Genomic DNA, 17,610 nt, shown 5'->3' with positions numbered 1-17,610 from the left:
GATCCCGGCAATCCCGCCGCCGGTAACCACCGGGCGCAGCGGGCAGGTGAGGGACCGACATGCTCTGCCGGGCCGCCCTGCACACGGCGGCTACACCGCCGGCGCTGTCATCTGATGCCACCCGGTCGTCGGAGACCCGGGCGACGCCGAGGGTCGTCGCGGCTCCGAGGCACATGCGACATGGCCGGAGCGTCATCGCGAGAATCAGCAGACGGTCGTGGGAGCGGCCGGGGTCATTCCCCGGTGGTGCCGTCCAGGAGTTCGCGTACGGCGTCCGCGTGGCCGGAGTGCCGGGCTGTTTCGTTGATCAGGTGCAGGAGCACGAACCTCAGGTCCGTGTCGTGGCCGTAGCGGCCGGGGGTGCTCAGGTCGCCGATGGCGCGTACCGCCTCGTCGGTCTTCTGTGCTCGCTGCTGGTAGGCCGCGATCGCGTCGGCGATGGACAGGCCCGGAGCCTGGTATTCGTCGGCGGCCTTGCTGGTCTGCTCGCCTCGCATCTCGCCGTCGATCCAGCGCCATTCGACGTTGGTCAGGTGGTGGACGATGCCGACCAGCGGGATCAGTTTGCCGTCCGGCTGCCAGCGGGACTGCTCGTCGGTGATGCCCGAGGCCTTGCGCAGCACGGCTCCTCGCAGGAAGCCCAGCCAGCGCAGCAGCAACTCCCGCTCGTCGGCCAGGCCGTCGGGGAACGCCGGGTAGGTCATGACGACAGCCCCAGTCCGCCGACGACGGTCAGTTCCTGGCTGGTGAACTCGCCGGTCAGCAGCGGCATGGCCGTGGCGATGGCCGCCCGCGTCCCGGGGAGCTTGAGGGAGTTGTCGTGGTGCTCCTTGCTGTCCCAGGCCTCGGTGACGTGGATCAGGTCGGGGTCGGTGCCGGACACGCTCACCAGGTACAGATGGCAGCCCGCGGCGCGCAGGCCCTCGACGCCGCTGAGCAGGATCGACACGACCTTGTCGCGGTTGCCCGCCGTCGTGCGCATGGTGCCGACATAGCCGTACACAGCCGGTCCTCCTAGGCTCGATCGTATGGAGACCACCTTCCGGCCCGGCTATTCCGGGTCCGGCCCCGGGCACATTACGCCGGACGGATGCGCCGTGGACCTCTACCGGCGCCTTCCTGTGGACAACGAGCCGCTGATGGTGACGACAGCGGCCGGACCGCCCGCGTCGCTGCTGGAGCTCGGGTGCGGCGTCGGCCGGTTGACCAGGCCGTTGACGCGGCTGGGGTACGACGTGACCGCCGTCGACGAGAGCGCTGCCATGCTCGGGTACGTCACGGGTGGTCGTACCGTATGCAGCCCGATCGAGGATCTTGATCTGGGCCGGACGTTCGATGTCGTCCTGCTCGCGTCGTTCCTCGTGCACGCACCGGATCCGGCGGGCGTGCTGGCGACCTGTCACCGGCATGTGTCACCCGGTGGTGTGGTGGTGATCCAGCGTGAGGGCGAGGGCTGGCACACGGATCTGCCCCGGGAACGGCCGTTGCTGGACGGCGTCCTGCGGACCGTGTCGTCGACGGAGACGTCAGCGGGCGTGCGGTCGGTGCGGACGGAGTATGTCTTCCCTGACGCGACGTGGACCCAGACGTTCCTGAGCCGGCCGTTGAGCCGTGAGCGGTTCGAGGACACGCTCGCCGGAGCCGGGCTGCGGATCGCACGTTACCTCGACGGCGGCGGGATGTGGGTCGCGGCTGTTCGGTAGCGTCGGCGCCGATGCGACCCCAGACCGTTCTCTCCGTGCTCGCCGAGCTGGCCCCGGCCGGGAGCGACCGCGTCCATGATGTCACCCGGGGCGGTCAGGCACTGGTGTGGCTCAAGGATGCCGAGCGGGCGCCCCGCGGTGCGGACAGCGACCGGCTCGCGGCCGTCGACGCGCTGCACCGCGAGGAGCGGGTGCTGCGGCGGGCCTGGGGTTTCATCGCCGGGCAGAGTGAGATCGACGGGGTGAAACGCAAGATCCGGGTACCGTTGCTGACCCAGCCGGTGCGGCTGGAGCGCGGCTTGACCGGTTACAAGGTGGTGCCGGCCGGCGACGCGGAGATCACGCCGCTGGTCGAGGACCGGGAGCTGGCCGCGGCGATGGAGTCGGCGCCGGGGTTGGGCACAGCGGGGTGGCTCGACGCGCTCGGCACCCGTTCGTGGTTGTGGTCGGTCGCGGAGGCCACCGGTCTGCCGCTGGACTCGGTCACCACGGCCACCGCCCGGTTCCCGAACGATCGCCTTGTTGTGGTGTCGGCGGCGGCATTGTTCGTGGCGCGCGACGTCTTCGGTGGCGGCCTGGTCGACAGTCTGCGCAGCTGGGCGGCCCGGGATCTGACCGCGACGGCACTGGCCGCGGTCTATGGGCCCGGGCCGGTGCCGGACGAGGAGGGTGGCGAGGTGCTGTCGCCGCTCCCGCTGACCCGGGCGCAGACCGAGGTGGTCGCGCGGGCCCGTACCGCGCCGGTCACCGTGGTGTCCGGGCCGCCCGGCAGCGGCAAGAGCCACACCGTGGTCGCGGCCGCGCTCGAGGTGGTGCACCGCGGCGGATCGGTGCTGGTCGCGACGCAGTCACCGCACGCCGCCGACGTGCTGGCCGCGCTGCTGACCCGCTATCCGGGGCCGGCACCGGTGCTGTTCGGCAACGCTGAGCGGCGGGTCGCGCTGGCCGCCGAGCTGGCGGGCGGGGCCGGGGCCGGGTTCACCGACCGCGAGCTGCGTGCGGACCGCCAGGCCGTCACCCGGCACCACGATGCGGTACGCGGCCACGTCGCCGATCTGCAGCACACGCTGGATCTGCATCGGGCGGCCGCCGAGCTGGCCACCTGGCAACCGTTGCTGCCGGGTCTGGCCGCCGACGTGCCGGGGGTGTTCGACGACGACGTCGATCTCGCAGCGGTCCGGGAACCGCGGGGGCGGGGCTGGTGGGCCCGGCGGCGGCGAGCGCGATTGCTGCGGGCCGCTCACGGCGTACCGGAGGAACGGATCCAGGACGCCCTGCGGGCAGCGACCGCGCAGCGTGCGGCAGCCGAGCTGGCCGCGGCCGGTGGCACGGAGCTCGCGCCGCGGTGGGCCGCCCTGCACGAGGCAGAGCAGGAGCTGGCCGCGGCGGTCGGTGCGGGCATGCGCCGGGCGGCCCGGAGCCGGCAGCGGTGGGACGCCGAGGGTCGTCGTGGCGCCGCCGCGCTGGCCACCGCGCTGCGGGCCGGCCGGAACAGGCGCCGGGAACTGCTGTCCCGGATGGACGCCGCGCCGCTGGTGCGGGCGTTGCCGTTGTGGATCGGCACGGTCGCCGACGTGGAGGACCTGCTGCCCGCCGTCGCGGGGATGTTCGACCTGGTCGTGCTGGACGAGGCGTCGCACGTCGACCAGATCCGCGCGGCCCCGGTGCTGGCCCGCGCCCGCCGGGCCCTGGTCGTCGGCGATCCGCGGCAGCTGCGGTTCGTGTCGTTCGTCAGCGACGTCGACGTGGCCGGGGTGCTGCACCGCCACCACGCCGACGACCGGCTGGACGTGCGCCGGGTCAGCGCCTACGACCTGGCCGCGTCGGCCGCGCCGGCGATCTGGCTGGACGAGCACCACCGGGGCACCCCGCAGCTGATCGGGTTCTCGGCGCACCGTTTCTACGACGACCGGATCACCGTCGCGACCCGGCATCCCCGGACCGAGGCGGAGACCCCGATCGAGGTGCGCCGCGTCACGGACGAGACGGCCGCGGTGGTCGAGGTGGTGCGGTCACTCGCGGACTCCGGCCGTACGGGGATCGGGGTGGTCTCGCCGTTCCGCGCGCATGCCGACGCGTTGGAGAAAAGCCTGCTGGCGGCGTTTCCCGCGGAGCGGATCGAGGAGCTGGGCCTGCGCGTCGGCACGGTCCACGCGTTCCAGGGCAGCGAGGCCCGGACCGTGGTGGCGGCGCTGGGCCTGGCCCCGTCCGACCCGGCCGGCCGGCGCCGGTTCGTCGCGGACCCGCACCTGTTCAACGTCATGATCACCCGGGCCCGGCAGCGGCTGGTCGTGGTGACCGCGCTGCCGGACCCGGACGGCCTGCTCGGTGATTTCCTCGCCTACGCGGAGAAGCCCCCGGTGCCCGAACCCGGCCCGGACCCGGTCGGCTGGGCCGGATCCCTGACGGCCGAGCTGCGCAAACTCGGCGTGCCCGTGCGGCCCGGCTACCGGGTCGGCCCGTGGACCGTCGACCTGTGCGTGGGCCCGGCGGCGACCGCGGCCGGGGTGTTCTGCTCGGTCCTGCCGGACGCCCACATCGCCCGGCACCGCGCGCTGCGCCGTTCCGGTTGGCGGCTGATCGACGCGTTCCCCGAGATCTGGCACCACGATCCCCGCCGGGCGGCCCTGGAGATCGCGGCGTCAGCCGGGTAGGGGAGCGGCGACCGGGCTGCGGTGTCCGTCGTGGTCGATCGCGCGCACCCCGAAGAAGACGTTGTCCTTGGACAGGTCGACCGTCGCGGTGGTGACGTTGCCGACGGGCAGCACATGCTGCCAGTCCGGGGCGGTCGTCTCGCGCCACACGATCTCGTATCCGGCGAGGTCCACCGACAGTGAGGCCTGCCAGCGCAGTGTCGTCTCGTTCGTCAGCCGGGTCGTGTCGATGACCACACCCTTGGGGGTGCCCGGCGCCTGGGCCAGCGACCACAGTGCCGCCGCGTTCACCCGGGCGACCCGGGCGATGTACCGGAAGTCGCAGAATTCCACGAGGTCGCCGTACCGTACCCCGTCCTCGGTCCGGACGTCCTGGTGCTCATGGGCGAAATTCTCGCGGGGCTCGGTGAACCGCGCCGCCGGGTATCCGCGCAGCAGGAACGAGATGTGGTCACTGCCGCGCAGATAGCGGTCGCGGCGCCAGATGACGCGGACCTTCATCCCGGTCTGCGGATTCTCCGCGACGTCGCGCACGAACCGGCCCAGCTGCCGCGACGCGCCGTCGTTCTCACCCCCGACCGACAACCGGGTCGAGGCCTGCGCGGGCGTCTCGGCCGTGGGCACGCCTTCTACGAACAAGCGCACCGTACGGGGATCAGCAGCCGTTCCGTCATGAGCGTCGCCGGTGCCCACGATGTCGTTGCTGAACATCGCCTGTACATCCGTGCCCGCGTCCTTGAGCTGCTGCGCCAGGTGATCGGATCCGTAGAGCCCCTGCTCCTCACCGGCGACGGCGGCGAACACGACGGTGGCCTGGGTGCCCCGGGCGGCCATGACCCGTGCCACCTCCAGCACCGCGGCGACCCCGGAGGCGTCGTCGTCGGCCCCGGGGGCGTCACTGGTGGCGTCCATGACGTCGGTGGCCCGGGAGTCGTAGTGCCCGGTGACGACATAGACGCGGCCGGGCTCGTCGGTGCCCCGCAGCGTGGCCACGATGTTGGTGATGCGGGTCGGCACCGGGATCCGTGACGCGGGCGGCTGGACATACGACTGCAGCTCGACGGTCATCCGCCCGCCGGAGTTGGCCGCGATGGCCTGGAACTGCTCGTGGATCCAGTCCCGAGCCGCCCCGATCCCGCGCACCGGATCGTCCTGACGGGACAGTGTGTGCCGGGTGCCGAACCCGGCGAGCCGCTTCACGATCACCTCGATCCGGTACGGGTCGATCTCCTGCAGCAGCGCTTTGAGCTCCCGGTCGGGTTCCTGTTTTCGCAGCCCGGCGGCCCCGGCCCGAGCAGGCGACGCGGCGGCCAGCACCGGCACGGCGGCCACCGCGGCGGAGGCCGAGAGCAGGGTGCGCCGGGTGGGGTGTGACCGTTCACGCCGTACCGTCATACCCCAACACTCTTGTCCACTACGGACACCGAAGTCCACGGACTTCGATGTCAGACTTTTGCCGTCCGCCGCCCCCTCATGCGGCGTCCCCGGCGGACCACAGCCCGAGCGCGAGGCCGGGGATGCTGGGCTGAGGGTCAGCACACGCAGGGCATCCTCGGCGGCGGAGGTGGAAGCGGTGTAGGCGAGCAGGACCAGGCCGGGGTCCGCGGTGAGGTCCATGGTTTCGTAGGCCAGGGTGAGGTCGCCGGCGAGGGCATGGCCGAACCTTTTCGTGCCGGTGCGGTGGAAGCGGACGTTGTGCGATGCCCAGCGGGTCCGGAACGGTTCGCTGCGGGTGGACAGCTCGTCGACCAGGGTGGACAGGTCCCGGTCGTAGGGGTTGCTGCCGGCCGTGGAGCGCAGGGTGGCCACCGCGTCGTCGGCGGTCCGGTCCCAGTCGGGGAAGAATCCGCGGCCGTGCGGGCTGAGGAAGCCGAAGTGGGCGAGGTTGCCCGGCTGCTCGCGGTGGTCGAGGACCTCGGCGTACAGTGCCCGGCCCAGGTGGTTGGCGGCCAGGATGTCCATCCGGCCGTTGACGATCAGGCTGGGGGCCTCGGTCATCGCGTCGAGCAGGCGTTGCAGCGCCGGCCGGACCTGCCGGGTGGCGGGGCTGCGGCGCTTGGCGGGCGTGGTGTTCGCGGTCCGGGCGAGGTCGTGCAGGTGGGCGTGCTCGGCCTCGTCGAGGAGCAGGACGCGGGCGATCGCGTCGAGGACCGGCTCGGACACACCGCGCAGGTTGCCGCGTTCGAGCCGGTTGTAGTAGTCGACGCTCACGCCGGCGAGCAGGGCGACCTCTTCGCGGCGCAGTCCGGGCACCCGGCGCCGGCCGTCGTACGCGGACAGGCCGGCGCGTTGCGGGGTGATCCTGGCGCGCCGGCTCGTCAGGAAGTCCCGGACGTCCTGCTGCACGGTCATGCCGAGGAGGCTATTTCACCGCTACGGCGACCGGTGCCGCGGACCGGGAGTAGAACGCCGCGAGCTGCTCGGGATTCTTGGTGTAGACGTCGATGCGGCGGATGGCGTCGCCGTCGACCTCGTGCAGCTCGATCATGGTGAGCGGGAACGTCTCGCCGGTGGTGTGGGCGGTCAGTGTGCCGGTCAGCCGGCCGGCGATGCCGGCCGCGCTCTCGTACACGGCGACGTCGGTGATCTCGACGACGGCATAGGTCATCATGGGGCCGAGGGCCGCGTTGACGAACGTGTCGCGGCCGTGGTGCACGCCGCCGTAGGGCAGGGCGAGCGGTTCGTCGACGATCACGTCGGGGTGCAGCCGGGCGATGACACCGGGGACGTCACCGGTGCTGAGGGACCGGTAGAGACCGTGGACCACGTCGTAGGGCGACATCGGATTTCCTCCTGGTGGGGTGGGGCGTTGTGGATCAATTACGCCCCACCCCGCGGCAGCGTGGAAGGTACTGCCGTTACACCCCTGGAGTGCTCAGCCGCCGTGGTTCGGCACGAAGTCCGGTGTCGACTTGCGCAGGGCGGCCGGGGTGGCCGGGAGGTTGTCGTACAGGGCGCGGCCGATGACCGCGTGGGCCTCGACGGCCGGGTGGGTGGCGCCGTAGTTGTCGCCGTTGCCCAGGCCCTCGGCGAACATCGCGTAGGTCAGTTTGGGCTTCTCGTCCGCACCGAAGATGATGCCGACCTCGTGGCGGGACTCGCCGAGGGTGTTGAAGTCGGCGCCGTACTTGGTGGCGATCATCTTGCGCTCGTTGGACGACATGACGCGGCGGACGCCGTCGTGGTAGCCGTTGATCCAGCGGGTGATGCCGAGCAGGAAGTTGCAGGACGAGGTGGACAGCAGCGTCCTGTTGCCGAGGCGCCACAGCAGGTCGTGCATCTCGCGGGGGGTCGTGGTGCCGAGGTAGAAGCGGTTGGGGTTGGCCACCGGCTCGACCCTGGTGTTCACGAAGCCCTTGTTCGCGAGGATCTGGTTGATCTCGGAGGCGGGGCAGACCCGGCCGCACAGGCGTACGGCGGAGTTGTCCGAGACCAGCAGCAGCGCGGTGAGGAAGTTGGCGACGGTGATGTCGTCGCCCCAGACGGTGTGCAGGTGGTAGATGCCGCTGCCGCTGAGGATGTCGGCCTGCGTCATGGTGATCCGGGTGCCCAGCGTCAGCTGGCCGCGGTCGATCTTGTCCATGACCGCGGTGGCGACGGCGAGCTTCTGCACGCTGTAACCCTGGGTGACGTGGTCGGCGTCGTCCTCGACGACCGTGGTGCGCACCCCGGCGGCGTCGGCGGTGGCGATGTGGGTGTGCCAGAGGCCGCCGACCTTGGCCTTCTGGGCGTCGTACACCTGCTTGATGGTCGCGCGGCCGGCGGCAGAAGCGGCGGCGGCGGGGGCGGCGGCGGCGGGTGTTCCCATGCCGACGACGGTAGCGGCAGCGGCGCCGAGCCCGAGTGCGGAGCGGCGGGACAGGTTTGCGGACATCGTTCTCCCTCGATCAACGAACGAACCGGGAGGGACGGTACACCATGCCCGCAGGGGTAGAAATGCGAAAAAACACTAGGTCAGATGCAACGAAACGTGTGTCACGAAGCAACTGCCTGGTCGACCCCGGTCTCGTACGGGCCGAGGAACACCGGGTCGCGTCGGGAGACCACGTCGAAGAGGGCTTTGACCACCGCGCCACGCTCCCGGGCCTCGCTGTTGTACCAGGCGTTGTGGTACGTGCGGACGGTGTCGTCGCCGACGCCGTTCGCGTCGATGCCGAGCTCGCGGCAGATGGTGACCGCCCGGTCGATGTGGTAGCTCTGGGTCACCACGGTGAGGGTGTCGGCCCCGAAGATCTCCTTCGCGCGGGCGCACGAGTCGTAGGTGTCGAAACCGGCGTGGTCGAGCACGATCCGCTCGGTCGGCACGCCGTGGGCGAGCAGCCAGCGGAACATCATGCCGGGTTCGTTGTAGTCCCACTCCCGGTGGTCGCCGGAGACCAGGATCGCCCTGACCTTGCCGTCGGCGTACAGCTGCCGGGCGATCTCAAGGCGGGCGGCGAGGAACGGCGAGGGGCTGCCGTCGGCGTACACCTCGCTGCCGAGCACGAGGGCGACCGGGGCGGCGGGGACGTCGGCCACCGCGTACACGTGTCCCTCGGCGCCGTGCCGCACGAACAGGTCACCGGCCGCCATCGCCAGCACCGCGCCGGCGGTCGCGAGACAACCGGCGACGACCAGGCGCCGGAACATGGTCGAGGAGATCAGCTTCACGGGCAGCAGCTTGCCAGCCGGTGGCAAGCGGTCATCATGGAACAGTGATGATCATGATGGACCGGGTCGAGCCCGACGACGACCCGTTGCTCGTGTGGGTGGCTCAGGACATGAAGCCGGGGGTACGCGCCTGGGCGCTGGGTGACGCCGCCGCGGTGGCCCGCCGGGACGTGGGGAACCGGGACCGGGTCGCGGTGCGCGGCAGCGTCGCCGACGTCGCCGAGCTGCTGCGCCGGATCCGCCCCGAGGTCGCCGACCACTATCCGGTCGGTGACGAGAGCCTGATCACGGCCGTCGCCGGGATCGAGCTGGTGGCCGGGTTCGGCTGGATGCAGACCACGGCACCGGCACCGGCATCGGCGGCGGGGACGGGGGAGGAGCTCACCTGGCTGACGGACGCCGACGCGGAGGTCGACGCGTTCCTCGACGTGAACCACCCGCACTCGTTCGCCCGCCCCGGCAAGGGCGGCGCCACCCGCTGGGCGTGCCTGCGCGACGACGCCGGCCGGTTGCTCGCCGTGGCCACCGACGCCGGGTCGACCACCCGGATCGGGTTCATCTCCGGCGTCGCGACCCGGCTCGACGCCCGCGGCCGGGGCCTGGCCACCCGGTTGTGCGCCGCGCTCACCGACGAGCTGCTCGACGGACGCGACCGGGTGGCGCTGCTCGTCGACCACGACAACATCGCCGCGGTCCGCACGTACGAACGGCTCGGTTACGCGATGAGGCGGGTGGCGGCGGCGAAGTTCCCGGGCTGACCGGTCGCCTCCAGCACCGACATCCACAGGTCGCCGTCCGGGTCGACCTGGTTGCGGCTCGACACCGCGAGCGGGATCGGGACGTGCACGAACCGGCCCCGCCACTGCCCGACCACCATCTCGGTGCGCCCGGCCATCGCGGCGTGCACGGCCGCCTGGGCCAGGCGAAGACAGTAGACGCTGTCGTACGGGTTGGCCGGCACACTGCGGATCGCATAGCTGGGGTCGATGTACTTGAGGTTGACCTCCTGCCCGGCGGATGCGAAGTCGCCGAGGATCCGGTCGCGCAGGTACACCCCGAAGTCGCCGAGTTTGCGGTTGCCGGACGCGTCGAGGCGTACCGGGGCGTCCTCGAGGTAGTCCTGCCCGGCGCCCTCGGCGACCACGACCAGGGCGTGCCCGCGGGTCAGCACCCGGTGCCGCAGGTAGGGCAGGAAACCCTCGAGCGAGAACGGCACCTCGGGGATCAGCACGTAGTCGGCGTCGTTGTTGGCCAGCGACGCGTACGACGCGATGAACCCGCTGTGCCGGCCCATCAGCTGCACCAGCCCGATCCCGTTGGGCTGGGCCGCCGCCTCGACGTGGGCCGCCCGGATCGACTCGGCCGCCTTCGCGTACGCGGTCTGGAAACCGAAGCTCTGGCCGATGAACGGGATGTCGTTGTCGATGGTCTTGGGCACCCCGACCACCGCGATCCGGCGTTCCCGCCCGGCGACCGCGGCGGCGATTTTCTGGGCGCCGCGCATCGACCCGTCGCCGCCGATCACGAACAGGACGTTGACGCCCAGTTGTTCCAGGCAGTCGACGATCTCGTCGGGGTCCTGGTTGCCGCGCGAGGTGCCCAGGATCGTGCCGCCGTGCTCGTTGATGTACTCCACCGACGTCGGGGTCAGCTCGACGATGCCGCGCCCGTGCCGGGCCACCATGCCCTGGTATCCGTTGCGGAAGCCGATGATGCGCGAGACGCCGTACTGGTTGTTGAGGGTCAGCACCAGCCCGCGGATGACGTCGTTGAGGCCGGGGCAGATCCCGCCGCAGGTGACGATCCCGACCTTGATCTTCGACGGGTCGAAGAAGATCCGGCGCCGGGCGCCGCCGGGCTCGAACGACGGCACCTCGGCGCCGGCGCGGGCGGCGATCATCGCCAGGGTGTCGTCGAGCAGGACCCGGTCGGTCTCGTCGACGTAGTGCTCGGTGGTGCCGTGCGCGGGCAGCAGTGCCCCCAACGGTGAATCGATGCGGCTCTCGCCGAGAACCCTCACGTGCAGCTGTGCCGGATCAACCACTTTTAACCGCCACCATAGGGCTGTGCAGCAGCTTCCAGGACTCGACGTCGTCGGCGGTGCCGGTGTGCGGCCGGCGGAAGCGGTGCGGATCCACGCACGGGTCGGTGAGCTGCCTCAGCGCAGCCGAGTCGTCACCGTAGCCGAGATCCGCGCGCGCGGTCCAGCGACCTTTGATCTAGAAGATCCGGAAACCGGCTCGAAGCAGGTTCCCGGTACGGGAGTCGCGGCCCACGAGCAGGTCGAAGTCGCCGGGTTCGACGACGCGGCGGCCGTCGGCGGTGACCAGGGTGCAGTCCGCCGCCGGGACGGTGATCTCCACGGTCACGCTGGTGCCGGGTTCGACCCGGACCTGGCGGTACGCCTTGAGCTCCTTGTTCGCCCAGGTGACGCTCGTGACCAGGTCGCTGATGTACGCCTGGACGGTCTCGAGCGCGGGCCGGGTGCCGGTGTTGGTCAGGGTGAGCGTCGCCCGGACCGTGCCGTCCGCGGTGACCTCGGGGGTCGCGACGACCAGGTCGCTGTAGGTGACCGTGGTGTAGCTGAGGCCCTCGCCGAACGCGAACAGCGGGTCCTGGGTGAGGTCGGCGTAACGGTCGCCGTGCTGGCCACGGACCTGGTTGTAGTAGATCGGCTGCTGGCCCACGTGCCGGGCGGCGGACAGCGGCATCCGGCCGGCCGGCTCGATCAGGCCCAGCAGCAGTTCGGCGACGGCCCGCCCGCCCCGCATGCCCGGGTTGAACGCCTGCACGATCGCGGCGGCGTTCAGCACCGAGGGCGGCAGCACGGCCGGTTTCGCGTTCAGGAGCACGACCACGGTCGGCGTACCCGTCGCGGCCAGGGCGTCGAGCAGCGCGAGCTGACCGCCCTGCAGTTCCAGGGTCGCGGTGGATTTGCTCTCGCCGGTGAGCGCGACGGTGTCACCGACCACGACCACCGCGTAGTCGGCGGCCCGGGCGGTCTCGACCGCGGTGGCGATCAGCGCGGGGTCGGTGCCGGCCGGGCGTGAGATCGGCGGCCGGGGCTGGCCGTCGGGGTAGAACTCGCCGGCCGGGTCCGGGACCAGCTCCTCGATGTCGGCTCCCCGGGCCGTGGTGATCGTCCAGCCGTCCGGGGCGACCGCGCGGAAGCCGTCGAGCACGGTCTCGATCAGCTCGCGCGGCTGGCCGTCGGGCATCCAGTCGATCTGGCCGGACGCGCCGGCCCAGTCGCCGAGCTGGGACTGCGGGGCGTCGGCGTTCGGGCCGATGATCGCGACGGTCCGTCCCGGTCCGTCCGCCGGCAGCGGCAGCGTGCCGTCGTTGCGCAGCAGCACCAGGGAGCGACGGGCGACCTCGAGGTTGAGCGCGGCGTGGTCGGCGTGCCCGATGACGGCGGCCTGGCGCTCGGGGTCGGGGGCGCGCGGGTTCTCGAACAGGCCCAGCTCGAACTTCAGACGAAGGATCCGGCGTACCGCGGCGTCGATCTCGTCCTCCGCGAGCAGGCCCCGCTCGACCGCGGTCTGGGCCCCCTCGAAGAAGCCGGGGGTCGTCATGACCAGGTCGTTGCCGGCCTGTACGGCGACGGTGGCGGCCTCCACGAGGTCGGCGCAGACCCGCTGTTCCCAGACCATGCGCCCGACGTTGTCCCAGTCGGTGACCAGCGTGCCGGTGAAGCCCCACTCGTCCTTGAGCACGTCGTTGAGCAGCCACTTGCTGGCGGTGATGGGGACGCCGTCCAGGGACTGGTAGCCGATCATGAACGAGCGGCAGCCCTCCTTGGCGGCCCGCTCGAACGGCGGCAGGAACCAGGAGCGCAGTTTGCGGGGGCTCAGGTCGGCCTCGCTGGCGTCCCGGCCGCCCTGGGTCTCGGAGTACCCGGCGAAGTGCTTGGCCGACGCGAGCACCGCGGTCGGGTCGGTGAGCCCGTCACCCTGGTAGCCGCGGATCATGGCGACGCCGAGTTCGCCGATCAGGTACGGGTCCTCGCCGAACGTCTCGTCGACCCGGCCCCACCGCAGGTCACGGGTGATGCACAGCACGGGGGAGAACGTCCAGTGGATGCCGGTCGCGGAGGCCTCGATCGCGGTGACCCGGGCGACCCGTTCGACCAGGGCGGCGTCCCAGGTGGCGGCCATGGCGAGCTGGGTCGGGAACACGGTCGCGCCGGACCGGAAGCCGTGGCCGTGGATGCAGTCCTCGGCGATGATCAGCGGGATGCCGAGCCGGGTGTTCGCGGCCATGTCGACGGCCTCGAGCAGTCGCTGCGGCGAGGCGTGCAGGATCGAGCCGGCCAGCCGCGCGGTGACCGCGTCCTTGAGATCGTTGCGCGCGTCGAGCTGCAGCATCTGCCCGACCTTCTCGGCCAGCGTCATCCGGCCGAGAAGGTCGTCGACCCGCTGCTCGACACTCAGCTGGGGGTCACGGTACGGGTCGTCTGCGGCCACGGGGCACTCCTGGCTGTCCGACCGCGCGACACACGGTCTCCGAACGGCAACACATCGGTAAACGTTCGGAAGTGTCGCACAGCCCGGAACCGGTACCGGGAGGCGCGGGGATCGGATTTTCGGTCAATTGGTACCGGAACCGTCGATGCTCGGGACCTCGAGGCCGCCGGCGTCGATCGCGTCGCGGCGGGCCTCCAGGGCCTCCTTCTCCCGCTCGACGAGGTTCGCGTACTCGGTGAGCACGGCGGTGTCCTCGAGGTCCGACACGTGGTCGAAGAAGCGCTGGGTGGTGCGGACGGCCTCGGCGTAAGCCAGGGCGGTCTCGCGGATCGCAATGAGGTCCTTGTCAGCCATACCGGCAGTCATACCCCGGCGGGACCCGTGATTACCATCCGCCCTGCGTCGTGAAGATCTCCAGCCGGGGTTCGATCTCGGCCGCGGGGACCGGCCGTCCGAGGTGGAATCCCTGCAGCAGGTCGACGCCCATGCCGGTCAGGGTCTCGGCGGTGAGCTCGTCCTCGATGCCCTCGGCGACCAGCGTGAGCCCGAGCCCGGTGGCCATCCGGGCCACCGCTTCCACGATGACCCGCTCCTGGCGGTGGTGGATGCGCATGACGAACGCCCGGTCGAGTTTGAGCTCGTCGAGGGGGAGCCGGCTCAGCAGCGCCAGCGAGGTGGAACCGGCGCCGAAGTCGTCCATGGCGATCCGGACGCCGAGCTCGCGCATGGCCCGCAGCCGGTCGGCGCTCTCGTCGGGCCGGGTCATGACGGCACTCTCGGTGACCTCGACGATCAGTGCGGACGGTGGCAGGCCGGACTCGCCGAGCACCCGCCGTAACGTGTCGACGATCCGGTCGGAGGCCAGCACCGGGGCCGCGAGGTTCACCGCGACCGGCACGGACCGCCCGCTGCGGCACCACCGGGCGGCCTGGTCGACCGTGTCGGCGAGGGTGCGCTCGGTGAGCACGTGGATCACGTCGGAGCGTTCGGCCTGGTGCAGGAAGGCCGCGGGCGACAGCAGTCCGCGACGCGGATGGGCCCATCGCACCAGGGCCTCGAGAGCGGCGACCTTGCGGGTACGGGTGCAGATGAGCGGCTGGTAGTGCATGACCAGTTCGCCCTGCCCCACCGCGGTGCGCAGCTCGGTCTGCATGCCGAGGTCGGCGACGTGCACGGAGGACAGTGCCGGGTGCCAGACCTCGACCTGGGTCCGGTCCCGTTTCGCGAGGTACATGGCGGTGTCCGCCGCGGCCAGCAGTTCGTCGAGCCCGCCGCTGCCGGTGTGCGCGATGCCGGCGGCGGCCTCCACGGTGACCGGCACCCCGGCGACGACGAACGGGCCCTGGATCGCGGCCAGCAGGTGCCGGGCCGCGTGTTCGAGCTGCTCCGCGGTGGACGTCAGGACGGCCTGGTCACCGGCGGTGAACACCACGAACTCGTCGCCGCCGACCCGGAACGCCTCGCCGGGGCCGCAGTTCGCGGTCAGCGCGCCGGCGACGTGCCGCAGCAGCTCGTCGCCGCGGGCGTGACCGAGCGTGTCGTTGATCTCCTTGAACCGGTCGAGGTCGATGACCACCACGGTGGCCGGCCCGATGGCGGCGACCCGCAGGTGCTCGATGAGCATCCGGCGGTTGCCCAGGCCGGTCAGGTCGTCGCGCAGGGCCAGGGCCGCGTACCGGCTGCTGAGGTATTCGACGAGCGGCCCGATCGGGGCGACACCCAGGCCACCGTCGTCGAACGCCACCACCACCGGCGCGGCCTTGTCGCCGGCCGGGCGGCCCAGCGCCGCGCGGGCGGCGTCGTCCCAGGTGGTGCCCGCGGCCAGCACCAGGGCCGGCTCCTGCACGATGTCGCGCAGCGGATGGCGGTGCAGCAGCGCCCGGCCGTACCCGAGCGGCCCGGCCAGCACCGATTCCAGATGGGCCCGGTCGACCAGGAAGACCCGCTCGTCGATGACGGTGAGCACGCCCGGGGCGGCGGGATCGGCCCGGATCGCCGCCTCGACCGCGACGAGACCGACGTCGGCGGCGGTCACCGCGATCCGGACGGCCAGGTCCCCGAGACGGGGCACGCCGGTGTCCGATGTGTCTCGCACGGTGTTGACCTTGCCAGAATCCGTGGCGCACCGATATAGGGCTGGCGGACACCGGTCAATATCGAACGGTGATGACGACGCCGGAACTGCTTGTCGCGCTGGGCGTCGTGCTGCTGGTCGCCACGAGGTGGTGGCCGGCCCCGGCCCGGTGGGCGGCCGCGGTGGCGCTGGCCGGGGCGACGGTGGTGCTGCTCACCGATCTGCGCTGGCAGATGGTCCCGATCGTGGCCGCGGTCGTCGCCGGATGCCTGGCGTTGCGGTTCCGGCTCGCCGGGATCGTCGCGCTGGTACTGGTCGCGGCCGGTGCCGGGGCGGCGTGGGCGGCGCCGGTGGCCACGTTCCCGCAGCCGTCCGGGCCGTATCCGGTGGGCACCACCACGGTGCACTGGACCGGGGAACGGTCACTCATGGTGCAACTCTGGTTCCCCGCCCGCGGCGGGGGGAGGGGTGCGCCGTACCTGGGGCGCACCGGCGAGGAACGACACCTCGTCTCGTACGCGGTGGCCGGCTACTTCGGCGTGCCCGGTTTCGCCCTCGACAGCATGACCCGGGCCCGCACCCATGCCGTGCCGGACGCCCCGGTGGCCGCCGGCCGGTTCCCGGTCGTGCTGTTCTCGCACGGCCTCGGCGGGGTGCGCACCCAGAACACCGCCTACGCCGAGGAACTGGCCGGCCGCGGTTACGTGGTGGCGAGCGTCGACCACCCCGGTGACGCCGCGGTGGTCGTGTACCCGGACGGCCGTACCGTGTACTCGGACATCACCGGGAGCGCGGCGCAGTGGACAGCCGTGCGCGCGGCCGATCTGAGCTTCGTCCTCGACCAGCTGGCGGCGGGCGCGGTGCTGAACGGATCGCTGGACCTGACCCGGGTCGCCGCGACCGGGCATTCGATGGGCGGTGCCTCCGCGTTGCGCGCCGCCCGCCAGGACCACCGGATCACCGCGGTCGTCGACCTCGACGGCGCCCCGCACGACCCGGAGCAGGGCCCGTACCCGCAGCCGGTGCTGGCCCTGACCCAGGACCACCCGGCCGATGCCTACCTGCGTGACCTGACCCGCACGCTCGAACTCAGCGAAGCGACCACGTACCGCCTGACGATCCCCGGTTATAACCACGTGAGTTTCACCGACGCGCCGCTGTTCATGCCGCCGTTGAAGCCGCTCACCGGTGCCTGGGGCCGGGTCGCGCCGGTCCGCACGACGGCCGCGGCGACCGCCGCGTTCCTGGACACCACGTTACGGTCGATGCCGGTCGACCTGCCCGCGCTTCTCGACGGGTACGGGGACCTGACCGTCCACGAAGGGACGCCATGACCCTGTTCGCCGGTCTCGTCGTGCTGGCCCTGATCGACAGCACAAGCGTGGGGACGCTGCTGATCCCGCTGTGGATGCTGATCGAGCCCCGGTTGCGGGTCGGTCGTTTCCTGCTCTACCTGGGCACGGTGACCGCGTTCTACTTCGTGGTCGGTGTGGTCCTCACGCTGTTCGCGGGCACGCTGCGCGAGGCGGTCGGCGACCTCGACGCGCTCAGCTGGGCCGAGCTGGTGCTCGGTGGCGTGCTGTTCGCCTTGAGCTTCGTGTTCGAGCCGAAGCGGGTGCGCCGCCGGCGCGGTGACGTGACCCTGGCGTCGCGCTGGCAGGCCCGGCTGTCGACCGCCGAGGGGTCGCGCTCGGCGATGGTGGGGCTGGGGCTGACCGCGGCGGGCATCGAGGTGATGTCGATGCTGCCCTACCTGGCCGCCGTCGGGCTGATCACGGCGGCGGGCCTGAGCGTGGTGTCCTGGTTGCCGGTGCTGGCCGGTTATGTCCTGGTGATGGTGCTGCCGGCGCTGGTGCTGCTGGGCGTCCGGACCGCGCTGGGCACCCGGGTCGAGGAGCCGCTGCAGGTGCTCAGCGCGTGGCTGTCCCGGCACGCCGAGGGGGTGCTCGGCTGGGTGCTGGCCATCGCGGGCTTCCTGCTGGTGCGCGACGCGGTGGTGAAGCTCGAGCTCATCGGGTGACCTGAGCTCATCGGGTGGTACGTGCTTGCCCGGAACCCATCCA

15 protein-coding genes are annotated in these 17,610 nt (G+C 71.7%); 5 read left to right on the top strand and 10 right to left on the bottom strand.

All coding sequences use genetic code 11. From position 1 onward, the window contains the following. Positions 1-233: 233 nt before the first annotated feature. Complete coding sequence (locus ACIA6A_RS33170) at positions 234-704, bottom strand: DUF664 domain-containing protein (protein ID WP_396101920.1); 471 nt, start codon at positions 702-704, stop codon at positions 234-236. Continuing rightward, positions 701-1,003: a putative quinol monooxygenase gene (locus tag ACIA6A_RS33165; protein WP_396101919.1), complete on the bottom strand. Its 303-nt coding sequence runs from the start codon at positions 1,001-1,003 to the stop codon at positions 701-703. Before ACIA6A_RS33165 ends, ACIA6A_RS33170 begins: the two co-directional genes overlap by 4 nt. A gap of 136 nt (positions 1,004-1,139) precedes the next feature. On the opposite strand from ACIA6A_RS33165, the gene ACIA6A_RS33160 reads away from it, so the two are divergent. Together ACIA6A_RS33160 and ACIA6A_RS33155 are read left to right on the top strand one after the other, a co-directional pair. Further along, positions 1,140-1,703, top strand: a complete 564-nt coding sequence (locus ACIA6A_RS33160; RefSeq protein ID WP_396101918.1) for a methyltransferase domain-containing protein — start codon at positions 1,140-1,142, stop codon at positions 1,701-1,703. 11 nt (positions 1,704-1,714) lie between these two features. Beyond that, on the top strand, positions 1,715-4,357 hold the full coding sequence (locus ACIA6A_RS33155; RefSeq protein ID WP_396101917.1) for an AAA domain-containing protein: 2,643 nt from the start codon (positions 1,715-1,717) through the stop codon (positions 4,355-4,357). Here the strand turns inward: ACIA6A_RS33155 and ACIA6A_RS33150 are convergent. From ACIA6A_RS33150 to ACIA6A_RS33135, 4 genes are all read right to left on the bottom strand, one after another. Then, the gene (locus tag ACIA6A_RS33150) at positions 4,346-6,709 is read right to left on the bottom strand and encodes a M20/M25/M40 family metallo-hydrolase (protein ID WP_396101916.1); all 2,364 of its coding nucleotides are present in this window, start codon (positions 6,707-6,709) and stop codon (positions 4,346-4,348) included. The two genes, ACIA6A_RS33155 and ACIA6A_RS33150, sit on opposite strands and share 12 nt — an antisense overlap. A gap of 10 nt (positions 6,710-6,719) precedes the next feature. Next, a complete protein-coding gene (locus ACIA6A_RS33145; protein WP_396101915.1) occupies positions 6,720-7,139 on the bottom strand; it encodes a nuclear transport factor 2 family protein in 420 nt (139 codons plus the stop codon). Between the two features lie 93 nt (positions 7,140-7,232). After that, positions 7,233-8,231 (bottom strand): serine hydrolase, encoded by a 999-nt coding sequence (locus tag ACIA6A_RS33140; protein WP_396101914.1) that lies wholly within the window; start codon positions 8,229-8,231, stop codon positions 7,233-7,235. 101 nt (positions 8,232-8,332) lie between these two features. Continuing rightward, the gene (locus ACIA6A_RS33135; RefSeq protein ID WP_396101913.1) at positions 8,333-9,007 is read right to left on the bottom strand and encodes a vancomycin high temperature exclusion protein; all 675 of its coding nucleotides are present in this window, start codon (positions 9,005-9,007) and stop codon (positions 8,333-8,335) included. 47 nt (positions 9,008-9,054) lie between these two features. Here ACIA6A_RS33135 and ACIA6A_RS33130 point away from each other — a divergent pair, with 47 nt between their 5' ends. After that, positions 9,055-9,765: a GNAT family N-acetyltransferase gene (locus ACIA6A_RS33130; protein WP_396102133.1), complete on the top strand. Its 711-nt coding sequence runs from the start codon at positions 9,055-9,057 to the stop codon at positions 9,763-9,765. Here the strand turns inward: ACIA6A_RS33130 and ACIA6A_RS33125 are convergent. The 4 genes from ACIA6A_RS33125 to ACIA6A_RS33110 form a co-directional block, all read right to left on the bottom strand. Continuing rightward, positions 9,723-11,051 carry an ATP-dependent 6-phosphofructokinase gene (locus ACIA6A_RS33125; RefSeq protein WP_396101912.1) on the bottom strand — a complete coding sequence of 443 codons (1,329 nt, stop codon included), beginning with the start codon at positions 11,049-11,051 and terminating at the stop codon, positions 9,723-9,725. The genes ACIA6A_RS33130 and ACIA6A_RS33125 overlap by 43 nt on opposite strands. 175 nt (positions 11,052-11,226) lie before the next feature. Further along, complete coding sequence (locus ACIA6A_RS33120; protein WP_396101911.1) at positions 11,227-13,473, bottom strand: glycoside hydrolase family 3 N-terminal domain-containing protein; 2,247 nt, start codon at positions 13,471-13,473, stop codon at positions 11,227-11,229. 123 nt (positions 13,474-13,596) lie between these two features. After that, the gene (locus tag ACIA6A_RS33115) at positions 13,597-13,827 is read right to left on the bottom strand and encodes a hypothetical protein (protein WP_396101910.1); all 231 of its coding nucleotides are present in this window, start codon (positions 13,825-13,827) and stop codon (positions 13,597-13,599) included. 31 nt (positions 13,828-13,858) lie between these two features. Continuing rightward, on the bottom strand, positions 13,859-15,568 hold the full coding sequence (locus tag ACIA6A_RS33110; protein ID WP_396101909.1) for a putative bifunctional diguanylate cyclase/phosphodiesterase: 1,710 nt from the start codon (positions 15,566-15,568) through the stop codon (positions 13,859-13,861). Positions 15,569-15,639: 71 nt separating this feature from the next. Between ACIA6A_RS33110 and ACIA6A_RS33105 the strand changes: the two genes are divergently transcribed. Further along, a complete protein-coding gene (locus ACIA6A_RS33105; RefSeq protein WP_396101908.1) occupies positions 15,640-16,881 on the top strand; it encodes an alpha/beta hydrolase family protein in 1,242 nt (413 codons plus the stop codon). After that, on the top strand, positions 16,878-17,567 hold the full coding sequence (locus tag ACIA6A_RS33100) for a GAP family protein (RefSeq protein ID WP_396101907.1): 690 nt from the start codon (positions 16,878-16,880) through the stop codon (positions 17,565-17,567). Before ACIA6A_RS33105 ends, ACIA6A_RS33100 begins: the two co-directional genes overlap by 4 nt. The last annotated feature ends 43 nt before the right edge of the window (positions 17,568-17,610 follow it).

The sequence above is a fragment of the Actinoplanes sp. NPDC051494 genome (genome assembly GCF_044454705.1).
Lineage (GTDB): Bacteria > Actinomycetota > Actinomycetes > Mycobacteriales > Micromonosporaceae > Actinoplanes.
Note: the sequence above shows the minus strand (reverse complement) of the source record. Positions and strands in the feature narration are given on the sequence as shown.